Below are 16,841 nucleotides of genomic sequence, written 5' to 3'. Positions count from 1 at the left end.
AGTGGCCCCTCTTCGCGGCCGGCCGCCGCCGCTCGCGCGGGGGTGGTCCTTGCCGTCGTGGTTCTTCAATCGGTGGTTACGGTCATACGGGCATCGTCGCAGACGCCTATGACAGCGGGCCGGGGCGAGCCGTAGCCCTCCCCGGCCCGTGCCGGTACTGCCTGGTCCGGGGAGTACCCCGGTGCCCCGGTTCTGCTCAGCGAACCTGGTCCACGTCGACGAGGTCGACCCGGATGCCACGACCGCCGATGGCGCCTACGACCGTCCGCAGGGCACGCGCGGTGCGGCCGTTGCGGCCGATCACCTTGCCGAGGTCGTCGGGGTGGACCCGGACCTCCAGCACGCGCCCGCGACGCAGGGTGCGCGAGGCGACCTGCACGTCGTCGGGGTTGTCGACGATGCCCTTTACGAGGTGCTCGAGGGCCTCCTCGAGCATGATCAGGACTCGGTCGACTCGGAGGTGGACTCGGCCTCGGCCTCGTCCGCCTTCTTGTCAGCCTTCTTCGCCTTCGGGGTGATCGCCTCACCCTTCGGCTCGTCGCCGGCGTCCTTGGCCAGGGCCTCGAACAGGGCGCTCTTGTCGGCCTTCGGCTCGGCGACCTTCATCGGCGCCGGGGCCGGCAGACCCTTGAACTTCTGCCAGTCGCCGGTGACCTTGAGGATGGCCATGACGGGCTCGGTCGGCTGCGCGCCGACACCCAGCCAGTACTGGACACGCTCGGAGTCGACCTCGATGCGCGACGGGTTCTGCACCGGGTGGTACAGACCGATCTCCTCGATGGCCCGGCCGTCACGGCGGGTACGGGAGTCGGCGATGATGATGCGGTAGTGAGGCGCGCGGATCTTGCCCAGACGCTTCAGCTTGATCTTGACTGCCACGGGAGTGGTGTCTCCTGGTCTTGACGTGGTTGGGCACAACGGGATGCCACGTGGGGTTGCGGTACTCGGGTGCCCGATGGACGCGTCAGCCGGAGGAGAGAGGGGTCCTGTGCGACTGTCGAGTACAGCTAGCCATTGTGCCACACCCCTCCAGGTCAGCCGACCGCGGCCACCTCGGGAATACGGAACGGCTTGCCGCAGCCGCCACAGACGATGGGCGCCTGGGCCAGCACGGACGGGACAACCCGGACATTCCTGCCGCAATCACATACGGCCTTGACGCGCACACCACCACCTGACGAGCCGTGCCGGGCGGCCGGACCCCGGAAGCTGCGGGCACTGTCGGCCGTGGTCGCGGCGGAGTGCGCCTTGAGGGCTCTGGCGAGCCGCTCGATGGTGGGGCGGTAGCGCCTTCTGGCCTCGGGGTTGAGCGTGACCAGTGAGAAGCCGCTGCTCGGGTGCGGCTCGTCGACGTGATCGAGGCCCAACTCCTCGGCAATCGCGAGGAATCGACGGTTGTGGTAACGGCCGGCACGTGAGGTGTCGCGGACGCCGCGCGCGGCGGCGATGCCGTGGACTGCCTCGTGCAGCAGCCGTTCGAAGGAGAGCTCGGCCCCACAGGCGGACGAGGACTCTCCGATCAAGGACTCGGGCGCGGCCAGGTCCGGCAGCTCGGGGTGGTGCCGTTGAATGTCGGCCCACGCGAGCGCCAGCTCGGCGGCGAGAACAGGCGGTGTCGTGCTCACGTCGTGACAACGAGCCGGGCCCATCCAGTGTTCCGATTACGGGGCATCTCAAATAATTTGCACGTACCGGTCAGTTTCTGGTCATGGGTTTCGAGGACGGCGTGTGCGCAGAACTGCGGAGAAGGCGCGCGTCAGGCGGCAAGCCGGGACGTACCCGCGCGTACGCCCCGGCGCGTAAAAGATGTGTACGCGCCGGGGCAACCGTGGCCCATGGGTCGCGACGTGACACCGGTGGAACCCGGTGGGGCTCGGTGGCGCGCGCGACGAACGCGATGCTACCGGTCGGTTCGTCCGCACCGGGCAGCGGCTCGCCCTCGATGTGCAGACACCGTACGATCGCTCCCCGCCCGGTGGTTCGGGGCTACGCGGGGCGCGAAGCGGGGGGTCCGCGGGGCTCGAATGCGGGGATGAGTACGGGCACGACCTCACAGCGACCGCCTCCGAAGGATTTCCGGGCGGGCCCCGGGCGGCCTCCACGACCGTCGCGATCACGCTGCGCCGCCGCCATCGATCACGCCACGCCCCGGCAGCGCCTGGTGCCGACGGGGGACAGCCGCCCGCATGAGGCGCGGGAACAAGAGCCTTTGCCATGTCGTGCGTGATGCGCGCGCGACAGCGTGCATCACCGACCCGATTAGCACCCCGGCGCACTGAGGGGCGCTCGGGAGACAACCCCGGCGCACCCCTGGACTCAGGCACAGAAGGGGAGTTGTCTGGAATGCGGGGGCGCACGACGCGAACACAGGGGCGGGACACGGGGGCGATCGACTACTGACAGCTTCGGGTTCTCGGCGGATTGGGGCGCTTTCGATGACACCCACGCTCGTACGGCATCACCTCCGGCAGTCCGGCTCTCCCGGTTCGTACGACTCCTCCGCACCGGCCGACTTCTGTGGGCGCGCCCGTGACTGGGCCGAGATCCAGGAACGGATGCTGGTGCCGCTGTACGAGGCCGTCTACGACCGGCTGGATGTCGGCCCGCACACCAGGCTGCTGGGCCTGGGCTGCGGTTCCGGGCTCGCACTGCTGATCGCCGCGTCCCGTGGTGCGCAGGTCTGCGGTGTGGACGCGGACAAGGAACGACTGGATCTGGCGCGGGAACGGCTGACTCCCGACTCTTCGCGCGAGGGTCACGACGACGGGCCGCGCGCCATGGCGCTCGCCTGCGGCGACGCCGAGCGGGCGGCGGCCGACGCCGGCGGCACGGCGTTCAACCTGGTGACGGCCTTTCACCCGGTGGGCTGCGTCAGCAGCATCGAGGGTCTGACGGCTTCGTTGGTGACAGCCGCCGGGCTCACGGAGCGCGGCAGTCCCGTGGTGCTGGGCGGCTGGGGCCCCGTGGAGCGGTGCGCCACGGCGAGCGTGCTGCGGGTGGCCCAGCGGCTGGCGGATCCGCTGCGCACGGCGGGCGGCTGGCGGCCGAGCGGCCGGGACGACCTTGAGGATCTGGCCGATCGCGCGGGGCTGCGGCCCGACGGGTCGGGGCGGGTGGCCTGCCCGTTCGGCTACGGCAGCCTGCCGAGCGCGGTGCGCGGGCTGCTGTCCACGGGCCTGTTCGACGCGGCACTGGAGGTCACCGACCAGGCCCAGGTCGAGAAGGAGTTGAGCGAGGCACTGCATCCGCATCAACGCCCGGACGGGACGGTGTGGATGGCGAACGTGTTCCGTTATCTCATCGCGCGCACATGAGTCTTACTGCTCGCCTCCTCCTTTAGCTTCTCCGCTGCTTCGATCCACTGCCCCTCCGGCCCTTCCGATCCCCTGGCCGCCGGAAGTCCCCTCCCTCAACCCGTTTCCGCGAGGACTCCACCGCCGTGGCGCCCCGGCCTTCGGGCCGTGGCGCGCCTGACGGAGCCGCTGGGCCGGTGTCCGTGCTCGGTCAGCATCGCGTGCCCGGCATTCACCCGTGCGAGGTATCGCCAATATCCAGAATTCTGTTTACTGTCGTTTGCATGAACAGCATCGACGAACGGTTCCTGACCCGCAACGGCCACGCGGCCCGGCGGCTCGCCGCCCTCCTGATCAATCAGCCCACCGAGGGCGAGGCCGCCCGACTCCCCCGGGTGCGCGACCTCGCCACGGAGCTCGGGGTCGGCAACGGGACGGTGCAGGCCGCGCTCCAGCTGCTGGAGGAAGCGGGCGCGATGGAGACCGTGGCCCGCGGACACCTCGGCACCTTCCTGGTGCGCGCCGACCGCGCCATACTGTGGCGCCTCGCCGGGCTGGGGACCGTTCTCGCCGCGATGCCGCTGCCCTACTCGCGGCGTTACGAGGGCCTGGCCACCGGGCTGCGGGCCGCCTTCGAGGAGGCCGGCGCGCCCTTCGCGATCACCTTCATGCGCGGTGCCACCGCACGGGTGGCCGCCCTGCTGGACGGGAAGGTGGACCTGGCGGTGCTGTCCCGCTTCGCCGCCGACCAGTTGGTGGAGAAGCACCCGATCGACCTGGTGGCGGATCTGGGGCCGGCCACCTACGTAGGCGCTCACGGACTGTTGCTGCGGCACGGCGTCCAGCTCGAAACGGACGGCCTCCGGGTCGCTGTCGACCCTGCCTCCGAGGACCAACGGGCAGTGGCCGAGCGGGCGTTCGCGGATCGGCAGGACGTGACGTGGCTGGAGAGCTCGTTCATACAGCTCCACGATCTGTTCGCGGACGGCCGGGCCGATGCCACCGTCTGGAGCCTCGACGAGGTGCAGGGGCAGGTCGGTGACGAGGTCGATGTACTGCCGCTCGGTGAGGAGGTCACCGGCGATCTGTCGCCGCGCAGTTCCAGCGCGGCGCTGATAGCCCGCAGCGCGGGCAGCGAGGCGCTGACGGCGGTGAGCGCATCGCTCGATCTGGAAGCCGTCACCAGTCTGCAGGCCGAGGTTTTGCGAGGGGAGCGCATTCCTTCCTACTGATGCCTATTGATTGCGGCCCTGTCGGGCGGCCAGGAGCAGGGAGCAGGAGAGTCGGTGCCGACGGGCCCTCGGGGCCTGCCCCCACCAACAGCGTCTGCGCCCAAGTACTCCCATCGCTCCCCAGCACTCCCTCGGAGCTGCACCCCATCTGCACGCCACCAGCCACAGATTGTGTCTATTGATCAATCAGGGGGACGGTCATGGAAGCCCTGCTCGCGCAGCGGATCCGGCTCTTCGTGGAGAGCGGTCAGGTGCGGCCCGAGATCGCCGGGTTCGTACGGGCCGAACTGGACGCGCTGGCCGCCGAAGGGTGCGCGGTCACCGAAGAAACCGCGGGAATGCTCACCAGCCACCTGCTGATGGCACTGACCCGGCTGGAGAACGGTGAGCCGGTCGAGGAGTTCCGCACCGACGACCTGGTGGCCGCAGAGCTTGCCGAGCATCCCCGAGCCGTACGGCGGGCCCGCGCCGTCTCCATACGGGTGGAGCGTGCCCTCGGTTCCCCGCTCCCCGAGTCCGAGATCAACTTCCTGGCGATGCACCTCGCCCTGCTACGAGAGGACACACCATGACGATCATCCTCACCGGCGGTATCGGCAAAGCCGAGGTCGCACGCACCCTGGAGCGGCTTGCGCTGGACGGCGTCGAGGTCGTGGTCAGCAACGACATGGACGCGGCGGCACAGCTGCGGGCCGGCCGGGCCGACTACTTCCTGGGCACCTGCCAGACCGGGGCCGGGGCGTCGCTGGGCCTCCTGGTCGGCCTCCTGGGCACCGCGGCCTGCCACACCTTCGGCCGCTCGGTCCCCTCGGGCGAGGAGATCGACACCTTGCTGGACCAGGGCAAGAAGGTGTTCGGCTTCGCCGTCGACCAGATCGACGCGGTCACGCCCGCTCTGGCCGAAGCCATCACCGCCCGCAGCTGACCGTGCCGGACCCGCCCGCGGTCCCGGCAGACCTCGGCCCCCGTGGGCCGTACGACCCGATGACGTGCCAGGGCACAAAGGAGTGACCCCGTGAGCAGCACCGTCCTCGCCGCGAGCACCGGTCTCGACTTCTCGCTCGCGCAGCAACTGACCGTCGTGGCCCTGTGCGCGCTGACCGCCTTCCTCTCGCACCTGGCGCTGGCCGTGTTCAACGACGGCGTGCGGCCCTTCATGCTCGACTTCGTCCGGGGCCGTACGACGCGGAGCGCCACCACGGCGGTGTCCTTCGGGCTCTCGGCCGGGTTCGTCTTCGGCCTGGGCGCGCCGATGGCGCTCTCCTCCGGAGTGCTCAATCCGTGGCTGTTGTTCCTGCCCACCGACGTACTGGGCATCCTCGCGCCGAAGAAGTGGCTCGCGCCGCTGCTGGGCGGCGCGTGGGGCGCGGTGGTCGTGTTCGGTCTGAACGGCGCCAACAATCTCGCGCACGATCTTCCGGTCGACTTCCTGACGGCCCTGCAACAGATGGCGACGCCGATCCTCTACCTCTTCACGCTGTTCCCGGTGCTGGCGATCACCAGGCAGTTCGGAAGGCTGCGCGGTGCCCTGGCCGGTGTGGTGGAGCTGGCACTCGTGGTGCTGACGATGAAGGTGTGGCCCGACATCTTCGCCGGGGCGCCGGCCATGGCGGTCGGTGTGCTGCTTCTCATCGGGTTCGCGGTGGCCAAGGACGTACGGCAGCGCCAAGCGGACCGAGCCACCGCGAGGGCCGGGGCAACCACGGGTACCGGGACAGCCACGGGCCGAGGGGCCGCGGCTGGTCAGGTCGGCGTCGAGGTGCCGGGGGACGTGGACCCGATGGCGTCGCTGTTCGGCGCCAGTGCGGCACGGCTGCGTCGGCACCTGCCGTTGTTCATGGTGCTGGGCGCCGGTATCTGTCTACTGGCCCAGTTGCATGTGTTCGGCGGCGGGGAGGCCACCAGCTTCCTCATCGCCAAGGGGCAGTACGCGGAAGCCGCGCAGGTCGACTTCTACCGGGCCTTCGGGTTCATCCCCCTGATCGCCACCACCGCGTTGGCCTCCGGGGCGTACGGCATCGTCGGATTCACCCTCGTCTACCCCGTCGGCTACCTGCTCCCGAGCCCCTGGCCGGCGGCGGCCTGCGGCGCGTTGATCTTCGCGGCGGAAGTGCTGGCGCTGAGCTGGATCGGCAAAGCGCTGGGCAGGATGCCCTCGGTGCGGGATTCCTCCGAGCACCTGCGCGGCGCCATCGGCGACACCCTGCAACTGGCCATTCTCTTCGGGTCCTTGATGGCCGCCAATGCCATGGGCGGCGGTCTGGGGATCTTGATAGCCGGCGGCCTCTACCTGTTCAACGAGGCGGTGGGCCGGGTGGTGATCCGGATGGCGGCCGCCCCCGCCGCGGTCGTCGTCACCGGCATCGTCCTCAACCTCCTCCACTGGCTGCACCTCTTCACCCCGGTCAAAGGCTGACAGGCGCGCGGGGCGCCAGGAAGGCAGTACGTCATGAACTCTCCGCTTCGAACCGTCACCGGGCCACTGCCCGCGACCGCCGTGCAGGGGCCCGTGCTCGCCCACGAACACCTGGCTCTCGACCTCACCCGTTCGGCCGACCGCGCCGCCTTACTGAAGGCTCGGCACGCCGCGGCGATCGCCGATGAACTCGCCGATCTCCGGGAGGGGTTCGGGCTGTCGCTCGTGATCGAGCTGACTTGCCGCGGCATGGGGCGGGACTTCGCGACGCTGGCCCGTATCTCCCGGGAGTCGGGGGTGGCGGTCGTCGCGGGCACCGGTTGGTATCATGAGGCGTTCCACCCGGCCGAGGTGGACGGCGCGAGCGTCGAGGAACTGGCGGATGCCCTGATCGAGGAGATCGCGAGCGGGCCGGGTGACGACCGCGTCCTCCCCGGCGTCGTAGGGGAAGCGGGCAGCCATGGTGAGGCGCCGAGCGATCCGGAGGTCCGTACGCTCACCGCGGCTGCCCGTGCCGCTGTCGCGACCGGGCTGTCGCTGGCGACCCACACCCAGTTGGGGCGCGGCGGCCTCGCCCAGTTGGAGCTGCTGACCGCGGCCGGTCTGGCACCACAGCGGATCAGCATCGGGCATCAGGATCTGCTCGACGATCCGGTGGCCCATCGGGAGCTGGCGGCGGCGGGCGCGTACGTCGCTTTCGACACCGTCGGCAAGGAGAGCTACCAGAGCGACACGGCCCGCCTGCGGCTGCTGCTGGCGCTGCTGGACGCCGGGCACGCCGACCGCGTACTGCTCAGCTGCGACATCTCCCGGCACTGCTATCTGGTCGGCGAGGGCGGCCAGGGGTACGGGCATCTCTTCCGCTCGTTCCTGCCGCGCGTGCGGGCGGCCGGGGCCGACGAGGAGCTGATCGATCTGCTGACCCGCCGCAACCCGCTGCGCTTCCTCACGGGCGGGGACGACGGAACAGCCGGGAGCGGTACGGCCGATCTCCGTGACCGGGCGGGAAAGGAGGCGTTGGCATGAGGGTGCGGCTGCCCAGGACGTTCCCGTTGCCGACGGTGGCGGTGGAGGACGCGGTGGCGAATCAGTTCCGGCTGGTGGAGTGCGTGGCCCGGCATTTCGAGGGTGGGCAGCTCTTCGAGGCGGATGCGGGGGTGCTGCCGGGGTTGGGGCGTCCGCGTACCACCGCACGGGTCGAGGCCGTCCTCGCGGACTTCTTCGGGGCTCCCGCCGCGGCGCTGGTGCAGGGCGCCGGCACGGGCGCCATCCGGGCCGCGCTCGGTGCCGTGCTCGGCGCGGGTGATCCGTTGCTCGTGCACCGCGCGCCGCCCTACCGCACTACCGGCGTCACCCTGCGCGGGCTGGGGGTGGAGACCGTCGAAGCGGACTTCGACGACCGCGCGGCGTTGGACCGGGCACTGGCATCCGGCCGGTTCCGGTGGGCGTTCGTGCAGCACACCCGGCAGCGGGCGGCGGACTCCCACGATCCGGGCGAGGTGCTCGCCGTCTGCCGGGCCGCCGGCGTGCGCACCGTCGTGGACGACAACTACGCGGTCCTGCGTGTTCCGGCCTGCGGGGTGGAACTGGGCGCCGCCGCCTCCTGCTTCTCGCTCTTCAAGCTGCACGGCCCGGAGGGCGTGGGAGCGGTCGTCGGCTCACGGGATCTGGTGCAGCGCGTGCATGACGACAACTACTCCGGGGGCGGCCAGGTGCAGGGGCACCAGGCACTGGAGGCGCTGCGGGCGCTCAGTCATGTTCCGGTGATGTGGGCCGTCCAGTCCAGAACGGGTGCCGAGGTCGCGGAGCGACTGGCGGCCGGGGAAGTGCCTGGTGTCGCCGAGGTGCGGATCGCCAATGTCCAGGACCGGTGTGTGCTGCTGAGGCTGGACCGGCCCGTGGCCCGCGCGTTGCCGGCCGCCGCCGCGCGGTACGGCGCCGCTCCGTATCCCGTCGGTTCCAACTCCCGGTACGAGATCGCTCCGCTCTTCTACCGGATGTCCGGCTCCGCTCTGGAGGACGCGCCGGAGCTCGCCGACTGGACGGTGCGGATCAACCCGATGCGAGCCGGCGCGGACCTGGTGATCGACATCCTTCGCCGCGCGCTGTGTGACGTGTGCGGTGCCGCCGCCGAGGGCCCCGTCCGTGCGCGCGGTCTCACATCCCCGCTCGCACCTGCCCCTGGCTCCACCGCCCCGCCTCTCACCCGCGCTCCGCACGCCCCCGCCGACCAGCGGGAAGGGGGCTGACCGCCATGTTCCTCGACACCGTTCTCGCACGTAACCCGCAGCTGGTCGACCATGCCGCCGAGTTGCACCGCACCGGCGTGGTGCAACCGGACACGTACGTCATGGACCGCGATGCCGTCGCGGCCAATGCCGAGCTGCTGGCGGCCGAGGCGAGACGGTGGGGCCTCGGCCTCTGGCCCGTGGTCAAGCAGGTCGGCCGCAATCCTGAACTGATCCGGGCCGTAGCCCGGCACCTCCCCCGCTTCGCCGCCATCGACGCGCCCGAGGCCCGCGTCCTGCACGCGGCGGGGGTCCGGCTCGGGAACGTGGGCCATCTGGTGCAGGTACCGCACCGCGCGGTTCCGGAGGTCCTCGCCTGGCGTCCCGAGGCGGTGACCGTCTTCGATCGGGCCAATGCCCGTGCCGTCTCGGATGCCGCACGGCAACTGGGGTGTGTGCAGGATGTCCTGGTACGGATCGAGGGCGCCCCCGGTTCCGTCCATCCGGGCCAGGAGGGCGGCGTACCGCTCGGTGACCTGAGCACATTCGCGGATGAGGTGGAGCAGTTGCCCGGGGTCCGGGTAGCCGGGCTTACGGCATTCCCCTGTGTCCGGTGTGATCCCGGATCGGGGCAGCCGTACCCCACCGCGACGTTCGCACTCCTCCGCGAAGCCCGTGCGGAGCTGGCCGCGCGCGGGCATACGGATGTGAAGCTGAGCGCTCCGGGCGTGACCTGCGCGGCCACCTTGCCGATGCTCGCCGAGTTGGGCGCCACGCATGGCGAGCCCGGCCACGCCCTCACCGGCACCACACCCCTCCATGCCGTCGACGGGGGCCAGCCGGAGAGGCCCGCCTACGTCTATGTCACCGAGGTCGCGCACCTCCTCGCCGACGGGCGTCCCGCTCTCCACGGCGGCGGTTTCTACCCCAGGTCCGGGGTCGAGTCGGCGCTGATTCCCCGTACCGGCGCCCGGCTCGCCGTCCAGCAGGCCCCTGCCGAGAACATCGACTACTACCGCCTGCTGGCTCCTGGAGACGCCCGGCCCGGTGACACCGCCGTCCTCGCGTTCCGTACGCAGGTCTTCGTCACCCGCAGCAGCGTCGCAGTCGTCGCCGGTCTCGGTACCGGCTCCCCGCGGCTGATCGGCCGCCATGACGCTCTCGGCCGTCCGCTTCCGAAGGACGCGAGCGGGAAAGGCGCAGGTGGGCCATGAGCAGGATCGTCATCCTCGTCATCGACGGCTTCGGGATCGGTGCGCTGCCCGACGCGGGTGAGCCGCGCCCCGGCGACGCCGCCGCCGACACGCTCGGTCATCTCCTCGACGGTCACCGCGCGGCCACCGGACACCGCCTCGCACTGCCCGCTCTGGAGGCGCTCGGCCTCGGCCTCGCGCACCCACACCCGGATCTGTCCCGGACGCCGTCCCTCCCGGCGGCCGCGGGCCGCACCGCCCTCGGCTATCCGGGCGCCGACACCTACGCGGGGCATCAGACCATGATGGGGGCGGACTTCAGCCGGGTGACGGTGGCCCGGCTCGCCGAGCACCGCGACGAGGTCGCCACCGCCCTTCGCGCGGACGGGCACGGCACGGAGCTGCTCGGCGGGCGGCCGCCGCTGGTCGTGGACGGGCGCATCCTTGTCCACGACAACCTGGAGGCGGACCCAGGCGTCAACTGGAATGTCTCGGGCCGTCTGGAGGACGTCTCGTTCGCGGACGTTCTCCGCGTCGCCCGGGTGGTGCGTTCGGTGGCGCCCGTCGCCCGGGTGATCGCGGTGGGCGGCCACGCCGACGCTCCGCTGCGCACTTTCGTACGGGAAGGCAGCCTCGGCACGGTCGGCCTGGACACCCCGGCCAGCGGCTTCTACCGGAACGGCGGGCTCGCGGTGCAGCACCTCGGCGCGCCGCTGGACCGCGCCCGCCGACTGCCGGAGCTGGCGGTGGGCGCGGGCGTCCCCGTCACTCTCGTCGGCAAGGCGGCGGATGTCCTGAGCTGCGACGCGGCAGTGTGCTGCCCGGCCGTCAGCACCACGGATGTCCTGGCGCTCACCCTCGACGCCCTCCGTCGGGCACCGGATACGGCACTGATCGTCAGCAACGTCCAGGAAACCGACCTGGCGGGACACCAGCAGGAAGCCCCGCGTTACGCCTCCGTGCTCCAGCAGACCGACACAGGACTGCGCGCCCTTCTGCCGCTCCTCTCCCCCGGCGACCGCTTGATCGTCACCGGCGACCACGGCAACGATCCGACGATCGGCCACGCCTTCCACACGCGTGAGTACGTCCCCGTACTGATCCACCGTCCTGAGGCCACCGGCCACGACCGCCTGCCGACGGCCGGGACCTTGGCGGACGTGGGTGCCACGGCGGCGATCGCGCTCGGGCTGCGCGCCACCGCGCTCGGGAGCGGCACGCCACTGCTGCGGCCGGCGGCCGGATCGGCGGGGGTGCCGGGATGACCACACAGATGAGCCCCCGACCGGGGCTCCGGCCAGGGGCTCGATCGGGCGTCTGCGCACCCGGCGCGGTCCCCGGGACGGCGCGAGCCGCCCGGGGGCCGGGAGAAGTGCTAGCCCATGAACTTCTTGAACTCGTCGGGAAGTTCAAAGTTCTTCGCGTCGTCGCCCTGCGGCAGACCCAGCGGGTTGCCGGACTGTGCGGCCTCGCGGCGGGCGGCAGCGGCCTCCTCCTCGGCCTTCCGCTTCATGGGGTTGCCGCTCTTGCGCTTGCCCTTGGCCTGCTTCTGCTGCTTCTTCTTCTTGGCGCCGCCACCGCCCATACCCGGCATCCCGGGCATGCCCGGCATTCCCGGCACGCCACCGCCCTGGGCCATCTTCGACATCATCTTGCGGGCGTCGAAGAACCGCTCGACCAGGTTCTTGACCGCGCTGACGTCGACGCCGGAGCCCTTGGCGATACGGGCGCGGCGCGAGCCGTTGATGATGGTCGGTTCCTGGCGCTCGCCGGGCGTCATCGACTTGATGATCGCGGCGGTGCGGTCGACCTCGCGCTCGTCGAGGTTGTTGATCTGCTCCTTCATCTGCCCCATGCCGGGCAGCATCCCGAGCAGCTTGGAGATGGAGCCCATCTTGCGGACCTGCTCCATCTGGGCCAGGAAGTCATCGAGGGTGAAGTCCTTGCCCTTGCTGCTCGCCAGCTTGGAGGCCATCTTCTCGGCCTCTTGCTGGCTGAAGGTCTGTTCGGCCTTCTCGATGAGCGTGAGCATGTCGCCCATGCCGAGGATGCGGGACGCCATGCGGTCCGGGTGGAACGCGTCGAAGTCGTCCAGCTTCTCGCCGTTGGAGGCGAACATGATCTGCTTGCCGGTGACGTGCGCGATGGAGAGCGCGGCACCACCGCGGGCGTCGCCGTCCAGCTTGGAGAGCACCACGCCGTCGAAGCCGACGCCGTCGCGGAACGCCTCGGCGGTGTTGACCGCGTCCTGGCCGATCATCGCGTCGACGACGAAGAGGACCTCGTCCGGCTTGACCGCGTCGCGGATGTCCGCGGCCTGCTGCATCAGTTCCTGGTCGATGCCGAGGCGGCCCGCGGTGTCGACGATGACCACGTCGTGCTGCTTGCCGCGGGCGAACTCGATCGAGTCCTGAGCGACCTTGACCGGGTCACCGACGCCATTGCCCGGCTCCGGCGCGTAGATGGCGACATCGGCACGCTCGGCGACGACCGAGAGCTGGTTGACGGCGTTGGGGCGCTGGAGGTCACAGGCGACCAGCAGCGGCGCGTGGCCCTGCTGCTTGAGCCAGTTGCCGAGCTTTCCGGCGAGGGTCGTCTTACCGGCACCCTGCAGACCGGCCAGCATGATGACGGTCGGCGGGTTCTTGGCGAAGCGCAGCCGACGGGTCTCGCCGCCGAGGATGCCGACGAGCTCCTCATTGACGATCTTGATGACCTGCTGGGCGGGGTTGAGCGCCTGGGAGACCTCGACGCCGGTCGCCCGCTCCTTGACCTGCTTGATGAAGGCCCGGACGACGGGCAGCGCGACATCGGCCTCCAGCAGGGCGATACGGATCTCGCGCGCCGTGGCGTCGATGTCCGCCTCGCTCAAGCGGCCTTTGCCCCGGAGGTTTTTGAAAGTACTCGCCAAGCGGTCGGAAAGCGTATCGAACACGGCGGTCGTCGATCCTCGGGGTCGGGGGCAGGGTCAAGTCGGCTTCTAGGGTATCCGCACGGGCAAGCAACGTGTCCCCGCCCGCAGTGGAAGGCCGCCGGGCCGGGGCCCCGCGCAGCCGCGGGAGCGGTGCGCAACCGACCAGGGTGCCCGCCGCGCGTCCCGCATCCACCGTCTCACGGAGCCGCCGCGTCCGGGCAGCCCGTGCCGTGTTCGGGGAGGCTTCCGCTGCCGAGGGTGCCCCTGGCCGCGCTGGTCGTGCCCGCGAGGGGCCCGGATGGGCGGGGCCTGGCGGGAGCTGTTCGGGCTGGGGCGGCCTCTGCTGAGCCGGCGCCCGGGGCGTCTCCGGTGTCGGCGGGGATGATCTTGGTCAGGCGAGTCACGGTCGCGCCGGTCCCAGGCGTGCTGGTCACGGGCGCACCGGCGCCGATTGCGCCGGTCACCGTCATGCCGGTCCCGATTGCGCCGGTCCCGATTGCATTGGTCACGGTCACGCCGGCCCCGATCGCGCGGGCCCCGATTGCGCCGGTCACCGTCACGCCGGTCCCGATCGCACGGGCCCCGATCGCACGGGCCCCGTGTGCGCTGGTCACGGTCGTACGGGTCCTGCCAGCGGCGGTGCCGGACGGGAGGACGGCCCCGGCCGTGGCGACGATCTTGCTCCTGCGCCCCCTCCCGGCCCAGCTGCCCACCCCGCCCCCAGGGCCGGCCCTGCCCCCACAGCCCACGCCGGCGCCGAGGGTCGCACCGGTTTCAGGCGCCGCGCAGCTTCCCGGGCCCGCGCCACGCCCGAAGTCCGCCCCGGCAGGGTGGCCGGTGTGGCTACTTCAGTGCGCGCTCCACCGCCTGTGCCACCTCTGCGGCCACCGCGTCCGACAAAGGTTCGCCCTTCTCGTCCGTGACATAGAACGCATCCACCGCGTTCGCTCCCAGCGTGCTCACGTGGGCGCTGCGTACGGCGACCCGGGCCGCCTCCAGTGCCCGGCCGATCCGGTGGAGCAGCCCTTGGGCGTCCTGGGCCCGTACCTCGATCACGGTCGCCAGCTGCGAGGTGCCCGCGGCGACCGTCACCCGTGGCGGCGGGGCCTGCACTCCCCGCGACCGGCGTGCGTACGCCTGCTCGCGCTCCGCCAGCCGGGCCGGCACGTCCAGCGAGCCGTCCAGGGCGCGTACGAGATCCGCCCGGAGCCGTACGCTCTGCGGGAGCGAGCCGTATTCGACGGCCACCCGCCAGCTCAGCAGCAGCACCGGCCCCTCGCCGAGCGGGTCGACGCTGCGCAGGTCGGCGGCGCGGACGGTGAGGCGGTGCATGGCCAGCACACCCGCTGCGGCAGGCAGTACACCGGGCTGATCGGGTACGGCCATCAGCAACTCGACGCCCACCGGTTCCGGCTCCGGCGGTTCCCGTACCGGCTCCGCCACCAGGCCCGTCCCCACCCTCGTGCCCGTGTACGGTCCCGCGCCGGTGGGCCCGGAAACGGGGTCCGATCCGCCGGGGGTCTCCGACCGCGTGTGCAGGGCCAGCACCGGGCCGCCGGCGCGCGACGCCTCGACAGCCAGGCTTTCCTGTTCGGCGGTCGGCTCGTCCGCCGTCCGTCCCTGCGGCGCGGCCTCCCCCGCCAGCCGCGCCGTGACACGTTTCACCAGGTCGGCGACGAGCGATCCGCGCCACGCGCTCCAGGCCGCGGGGCCGGTCGCCAGCGCGTCGGCCTCGGTGAGGGCGTGCAGCAGTTCCAGCGTCCCGGCGTGGCCCACCGTGTCCGCGACCGCGTCGACCGTCGCCGGGTCGTCCAGGTCCCGGCGGGTGGCCGTCTCGATGAGCAGCAGATGGTGCCGGACGAGCGTGGCGATCACCGTCACGTCCCGGGCGTCGAAGCCGATGCGGGACGCCATGTCCCGGGCGATGGTCTCGCCGGAGACGGAGTGGTCGCCGGGCCAGCCCTTGCCGATGTCGTGCAGCAGGGCAGCGACGAGCAGCAGATCGGGGCGGTGCACGCGACGGGTGAGCGCCGAGGCGCGGACCGCGGTCTCGATCAGGTGCCGGTCGACGGTCCAGCGGTGCACGGCGTTGCGCTGCGGACGGCAGCGCACCCGCTCCCAGTCGGGCAGCAGCCAGGTGACGATCCCCTCGGCCTCCAGGGCCTCCCAGACGGGTACGGTCTGGGCGCCCGCGCCCAGCAGCGTGACCAGTTGTTCCCGCGCCTCGGCCGGCCACGGCACGGGCAGCGGCCGGGACGTGGCGGCCGTGCGCAGCCGACGAACGGCGTGCGGGGACAGCGGCAGTCCGGTCTGCGCGGCGGCGGCAGCGGCGCGCAGGGGAAGCACCGCGTCGCGTTCCGGGCGGGCCGTCCGGGCCAGGACGACTTCGCCGTCCAGCTCGACCACGCCCTCGGCGAGCGGCGACCGTTCTCCCCGACCGGACCCGCCGCCCGCCGTACGGCCCTTCAGCAGGCCCCGCAGTACAGGCCGTACGGACCGGGCCCGCAGCACCCGCCCCACCTCGCGCCAGGTGACATCGCTCGCGTACGAGATGGTGCGCGCGGATTCGTAGACCTGCCGCAGCAGTACGTCCGCGTCCAGTACGCCGAGTGCTTCGGCCACCTGGTCCTGTTCCTGGAGGGCGAGCCGGTCGGTGGCGCGGCCGGTCGACAGGTGCAGCGCGTCGCGTACGTCCAGCAGGCGTGTGCGGGCCGCCTCCAGGCCTTCGCGCGGCGCGTCGGCCAGCCAGGAGGCGGCGACCGCCCGCAGCGCGGTGGCATCCCGCAACCCGCCCCTGGCCTCCTTCAGGTCCGGCTCCAGCAGGTACTGCAACTCGCCCTGGCGTGCCGCTCGTTCGCGGCAGATCTCATGCAGCTCGGGCAGGCGTTTGGGGGCCTGCTCGCGCCAGTCGGCCAGCGCGGTGCCGCGCAGGGCACCCGTCAGTTCCGGGTCGCCGGCCAGGTGGCGGGCGTCGAGGAGACCGAGCTGGACCTTGAGGTCATCGCGGGCGGCCTTGCGTGCCTCGGCGGGTGTCCGTACCGAGTGGTCCAGTGCGAGGCCCAGGTCCCAGACCGGGTACCAGAGCTGGTCGGCGAGCGCGGCCACCGTCCGGGCGCCGGTCTTGCCGTCGTGCAGCAGGAGCAGGTCGAGGTCGCTACGGGGGGAGAGTTCGCCGCGGCCGTAGCCGCCGACGGCGACGAGCGCGAGGCCGGAGCCGATATCGGCGTCGGTTTCGCCCGTCGCGTGGGTGAAGAGGCCGGTCAGCCAGTCGTCGGTGAGGCGGGCGAGGGCGGCCCGGCGGCCGGGGCCCTCCTGACCGGCGGGTCGGCCGCCGGATTGCAGGAGCCGCAGCCGCTCCGCGGGGAAGCTGTCTTCGGCGGCGGAGGGCGCGGGCGGCTTCGCCTCCTGAGCGCCCGCTGCATCCGCCGCCTTTCCGCCTTCCGCTGCGGCCGGCGGCTCCGGGACGTCGTCTTCGGCTGTTTTCTTCAGGCTCTCCGTCAACTCAGGCGCTCCTTGGTCGCTTCGGCCCCCAGGTCCCGTCCTTCTTCAGGCCCCCGCTCTCGTG

At 71.7% G+C, this 16,841-nt stretch carries 14 protein-coding genes; 9 read left to right on the top strand and 5 right to left on the bottom strand.

Going from position 1 to position 16,841, the window contains the following annotated elements:
• Window positions 1-196: 196 nt before the first annotated feature.
• The 3 genes from ACFV57_RS12125 to ACFV57_RS12115 form a co-directional block, all read right to left on the bottom strand.
• Window positions 197-436, bottom strand: coding sequence for an RNA-binding protein (locus ACFV57_RS12125; protein WP_003980229.1), 240 nt, complete (start codon window positions 434-436; stop codon window positions 197-199).
• A 2-nt stretch (window positions 437-438) separates the two neighbouring features.
• Window positions 439-879 (bottom strand): 30S ribosomal protein S16, encoded by a 441-nt coding sequence (rpsP, locus tag ACFV57_RS12120; protein WP_385229179.1) that lies wholly within the window; start codon window positions 877-879, stop codon window positions 439-441.
• A gap of 155 nt (window positions 880-1,034) precedes the next feature.
• The gene (locus ACFV57_RS12115) at window positions 1,035-1,625 is read right to left on the bottom strand and encodes a hypothetical protein (protein WP_003980231.1); all 591 of its coding nucleotides are present in this window, start codon (window positions 1,623-1,625) and stop codon (window positions 1,035-1,037) included.
• An 810-nt stretch (window positions 1,626-2,435) separates the two neighbouring features.
• Here ACFV57_RS12115 and ACFV57_RS12110 point away from each other — a divergent pair.
• From ACFV57_RS12110 to ACFV57_RS12070, 9 genes are all read left to right on the top strand, one after another.
• Entirely contained in the window at window positions 2,436-3,314 is an 879-nt protein-coding gene (locus ACFV57_RS12110; protein WP_385229176.1) for a methyltransferase domain-containing protein, read from the top strand.
• Between the two features lie 263 nt (window positions 3,315-3,577).
• Window positions 3,578-4,525: a GntR family transcriptional regulator YhfZ gene (gene yhfZ, locus ACFV57_RS12105; RefSeq protein WP_385229173.1), complete on the top strand. Its 948-nt coding sequence runs from the start codon at window positions 3,578-3,580 to the stop codon at window positions 4,523-4,525.
• 200 nt (window positions 4,526-4,725) lie between these two features.
• On the top strand, window positions 4,726-5,097 hold the full coding sequence (locus tag ACFV57_RS12100; RefSeq protein ID WP_385229170.1) for a PRD domain-containing protein: 372 nt from the start codon (window positions 4,726-4,728) through the stop codon (window positions 5,095-5,097).
• Complete coding sequence (locus ACFV57_RS12095) at window positions 5,094-5,450, top strand: DUF2620 family protein (protein ID WP_385229167.1); 357 nt, start codon at window positions 5,094-5,096, stop codon at window positions 5,448-5,450. The genes ACFV57_RS12100 and ACFV57_RS12095 overlap by 4 nt, the downstream gene beginning before the upstream one ends.
• Before the next feature lie 90 nt (window positions 5,451-5,540).
• Window positions 5,541-6,941 (top strand): YhfT family protein, encoded by a 1,401-nt coding sequence (locus tag ACFV57_RS12090; protein WP_385229164.1) that lies wholly within the window; start codon window positions 5,541-5,543, stop codon window positions 6,939-6,941.
• A gap of 33 nt (window positions 6,942-6,974) precedes the next feature.
• Window positions 6,975-7,967, top strand: coding sequence for a phosphotriesterase (locus tag ACFV57_RS12085; protein ID WP_385229161.1), 993 nt, complete (start codon window positions 6,975-6,977; stop codon window positions 7,965-7,967).
• Window positions 7,964-9,190 carry an aminotransferase class V-fold PLP-dependent enzyme gene (locus ACFV57_RS12080; protein WP_385229158.1) on the top strand — a complete coding sequence of 409 codons (1,227 nt, stop codon included), beginning with the start codon at window positions 7,964-7,966 and terminating at the stop codon, window positions 9,188-9,190. Before ACFV57_RS12085 ends, ACFV57_RS12080 begins: the two co-directional genes overlap by 4 nt.
• Before the next feature lie 5 nt (window positions 9,191-9,195).
• A complete protein-coding gene (locus ACFV57_RS12075; protein ID WP_385229155.1) occupies window positions 9,196-10,383 on the top strand; it encodes an alanine racemase in 1,188 nt (395 codons plus the stop codon).
• Complete coding sequence (locus tag ACFV57_RS12070; RefSeq protein ID WP_385229152.1) at window positions 10,380-11,627, top strand: phosphopentomutase; 1,248 nt, start codon at window positions 10,380-10,382, stop codon at window positions 11,625-11,627. Before ACFV57_RS12075 ends, ACFV57_RS12070 begins: the two co-directional genes overlap by 4 nt.
• Before the next feature lie 110 nt (window positions 11,628-11,737).
• Here the strand turns inward: ACFV57_RS12070 and ffh are convergent, their stop codons facing one another.
• Window positions 11,738-13,297, bottom strand: a complete 1,560-nt coding sequence (gene ffh, locus ACFV57_RS12065; RefSeq protein ID WP_385229150.1) for a signal recognition particle protein — start codon at window positions 13,295-13,297, stop codon at window positions 11,738-11,740.
• Window positions 13,298-14,119: 822 nt separating this feature from the next.
• Window positions 14,120-16,627, bottom strand: a complete 2,508-nt coding sequence (locus ACFV57_RS12060; protein WP_385229483.1) for a [protein-PII] uridylyltransferase — start codon at window positions 16,625-16,627, stop codon at window positions 14,120-14,122.
• Window positions 16,628-16,841: the final 214 nt, after the last annotated feature.

The organism is Streptomyces sp. NPDC059788 (assembly GCF_042732265.1).
Classification (GTDB): Bacteria; Actinomycetota; Actinomycetes; order Streptomycetales; family Streptomycetaceae; genus Streptomyces.
Note: the sequence above shows the minus strand (reverse complement) of the source record. Positions and strands in the feature narration are given on the sequence as shown.

What these genes read in the sequence shown, in the direction of transcription:
- ACFV57_RS12075 (WP_385229155.1), top strand. Translation starts at nt 9,196, where the DNA reads ATGTTCCTCGACACCGTTCTCGCACGTAACCCGCAGCTGGTCGACCAT.
- ACFV57_RS12110 (WP_385229176.1), top strand. Translation starts at nt 2,436, where the DNA reads ATGACACCCACGCTCGTACGGCATCACCTCCGGCAGTCCGGCTCTCCC.
- ACFV57_RS12100 (WP_385229170.1), top strand. Translation starts at nt 4,726, where the DNA reads ATGGAAGCCCTGCTCGCGCAGCGGATCCGGCTCTTCGTGGAGAGCGGT.
- ACFV57_RS12070 (WP_385229152.1), top strand. Translation starts at nt 10,380, where the DNA reads ATGAGCAGGATCGTCATCCTCGTCATCGACGGCTTCGGGATCGGTGCG.
- ACFV57_RS12125 (WP_003980229.1), bottom strand. Translation starts at nt 436, where the DNA reads ATGCTCGAGGAGGCCCTCGAGCACCTCGTAAAGGGCATCGTCGACAAC.
- ACFV57_RS12095 (WP_385229167.1), top strand. Translation starts at nt 5,094, where the DNA reads ATGACGATCATCCTCACCGGCGGTATCGGCAAAGCCGAGGTCGCACGC.
- ACFV57_RS12080 (WP_385229158.1), top strand. Translation starts at nt 7,964, where the DNA reads ATGAGGGTGCGGCTGCCCAGGACGTTCCCGTTGCCGACGGTGGCGGTG.
- ACFV57_RS12085 (WP_385229161.1), top strand. Translation starts at nt 6,975, where the DNA reads ATGAACTCTCCGCTTCGAACCGTCACCGGGCCACTGCCCGCGACCGCC.
- yhfZ (WP_385229173.1), top strand. Translation starts at nt 3,578, where the DNA reads ATGAACAGCATCGACGAACGGTTCCTGACCCGCAACGGCCACGCGGCC.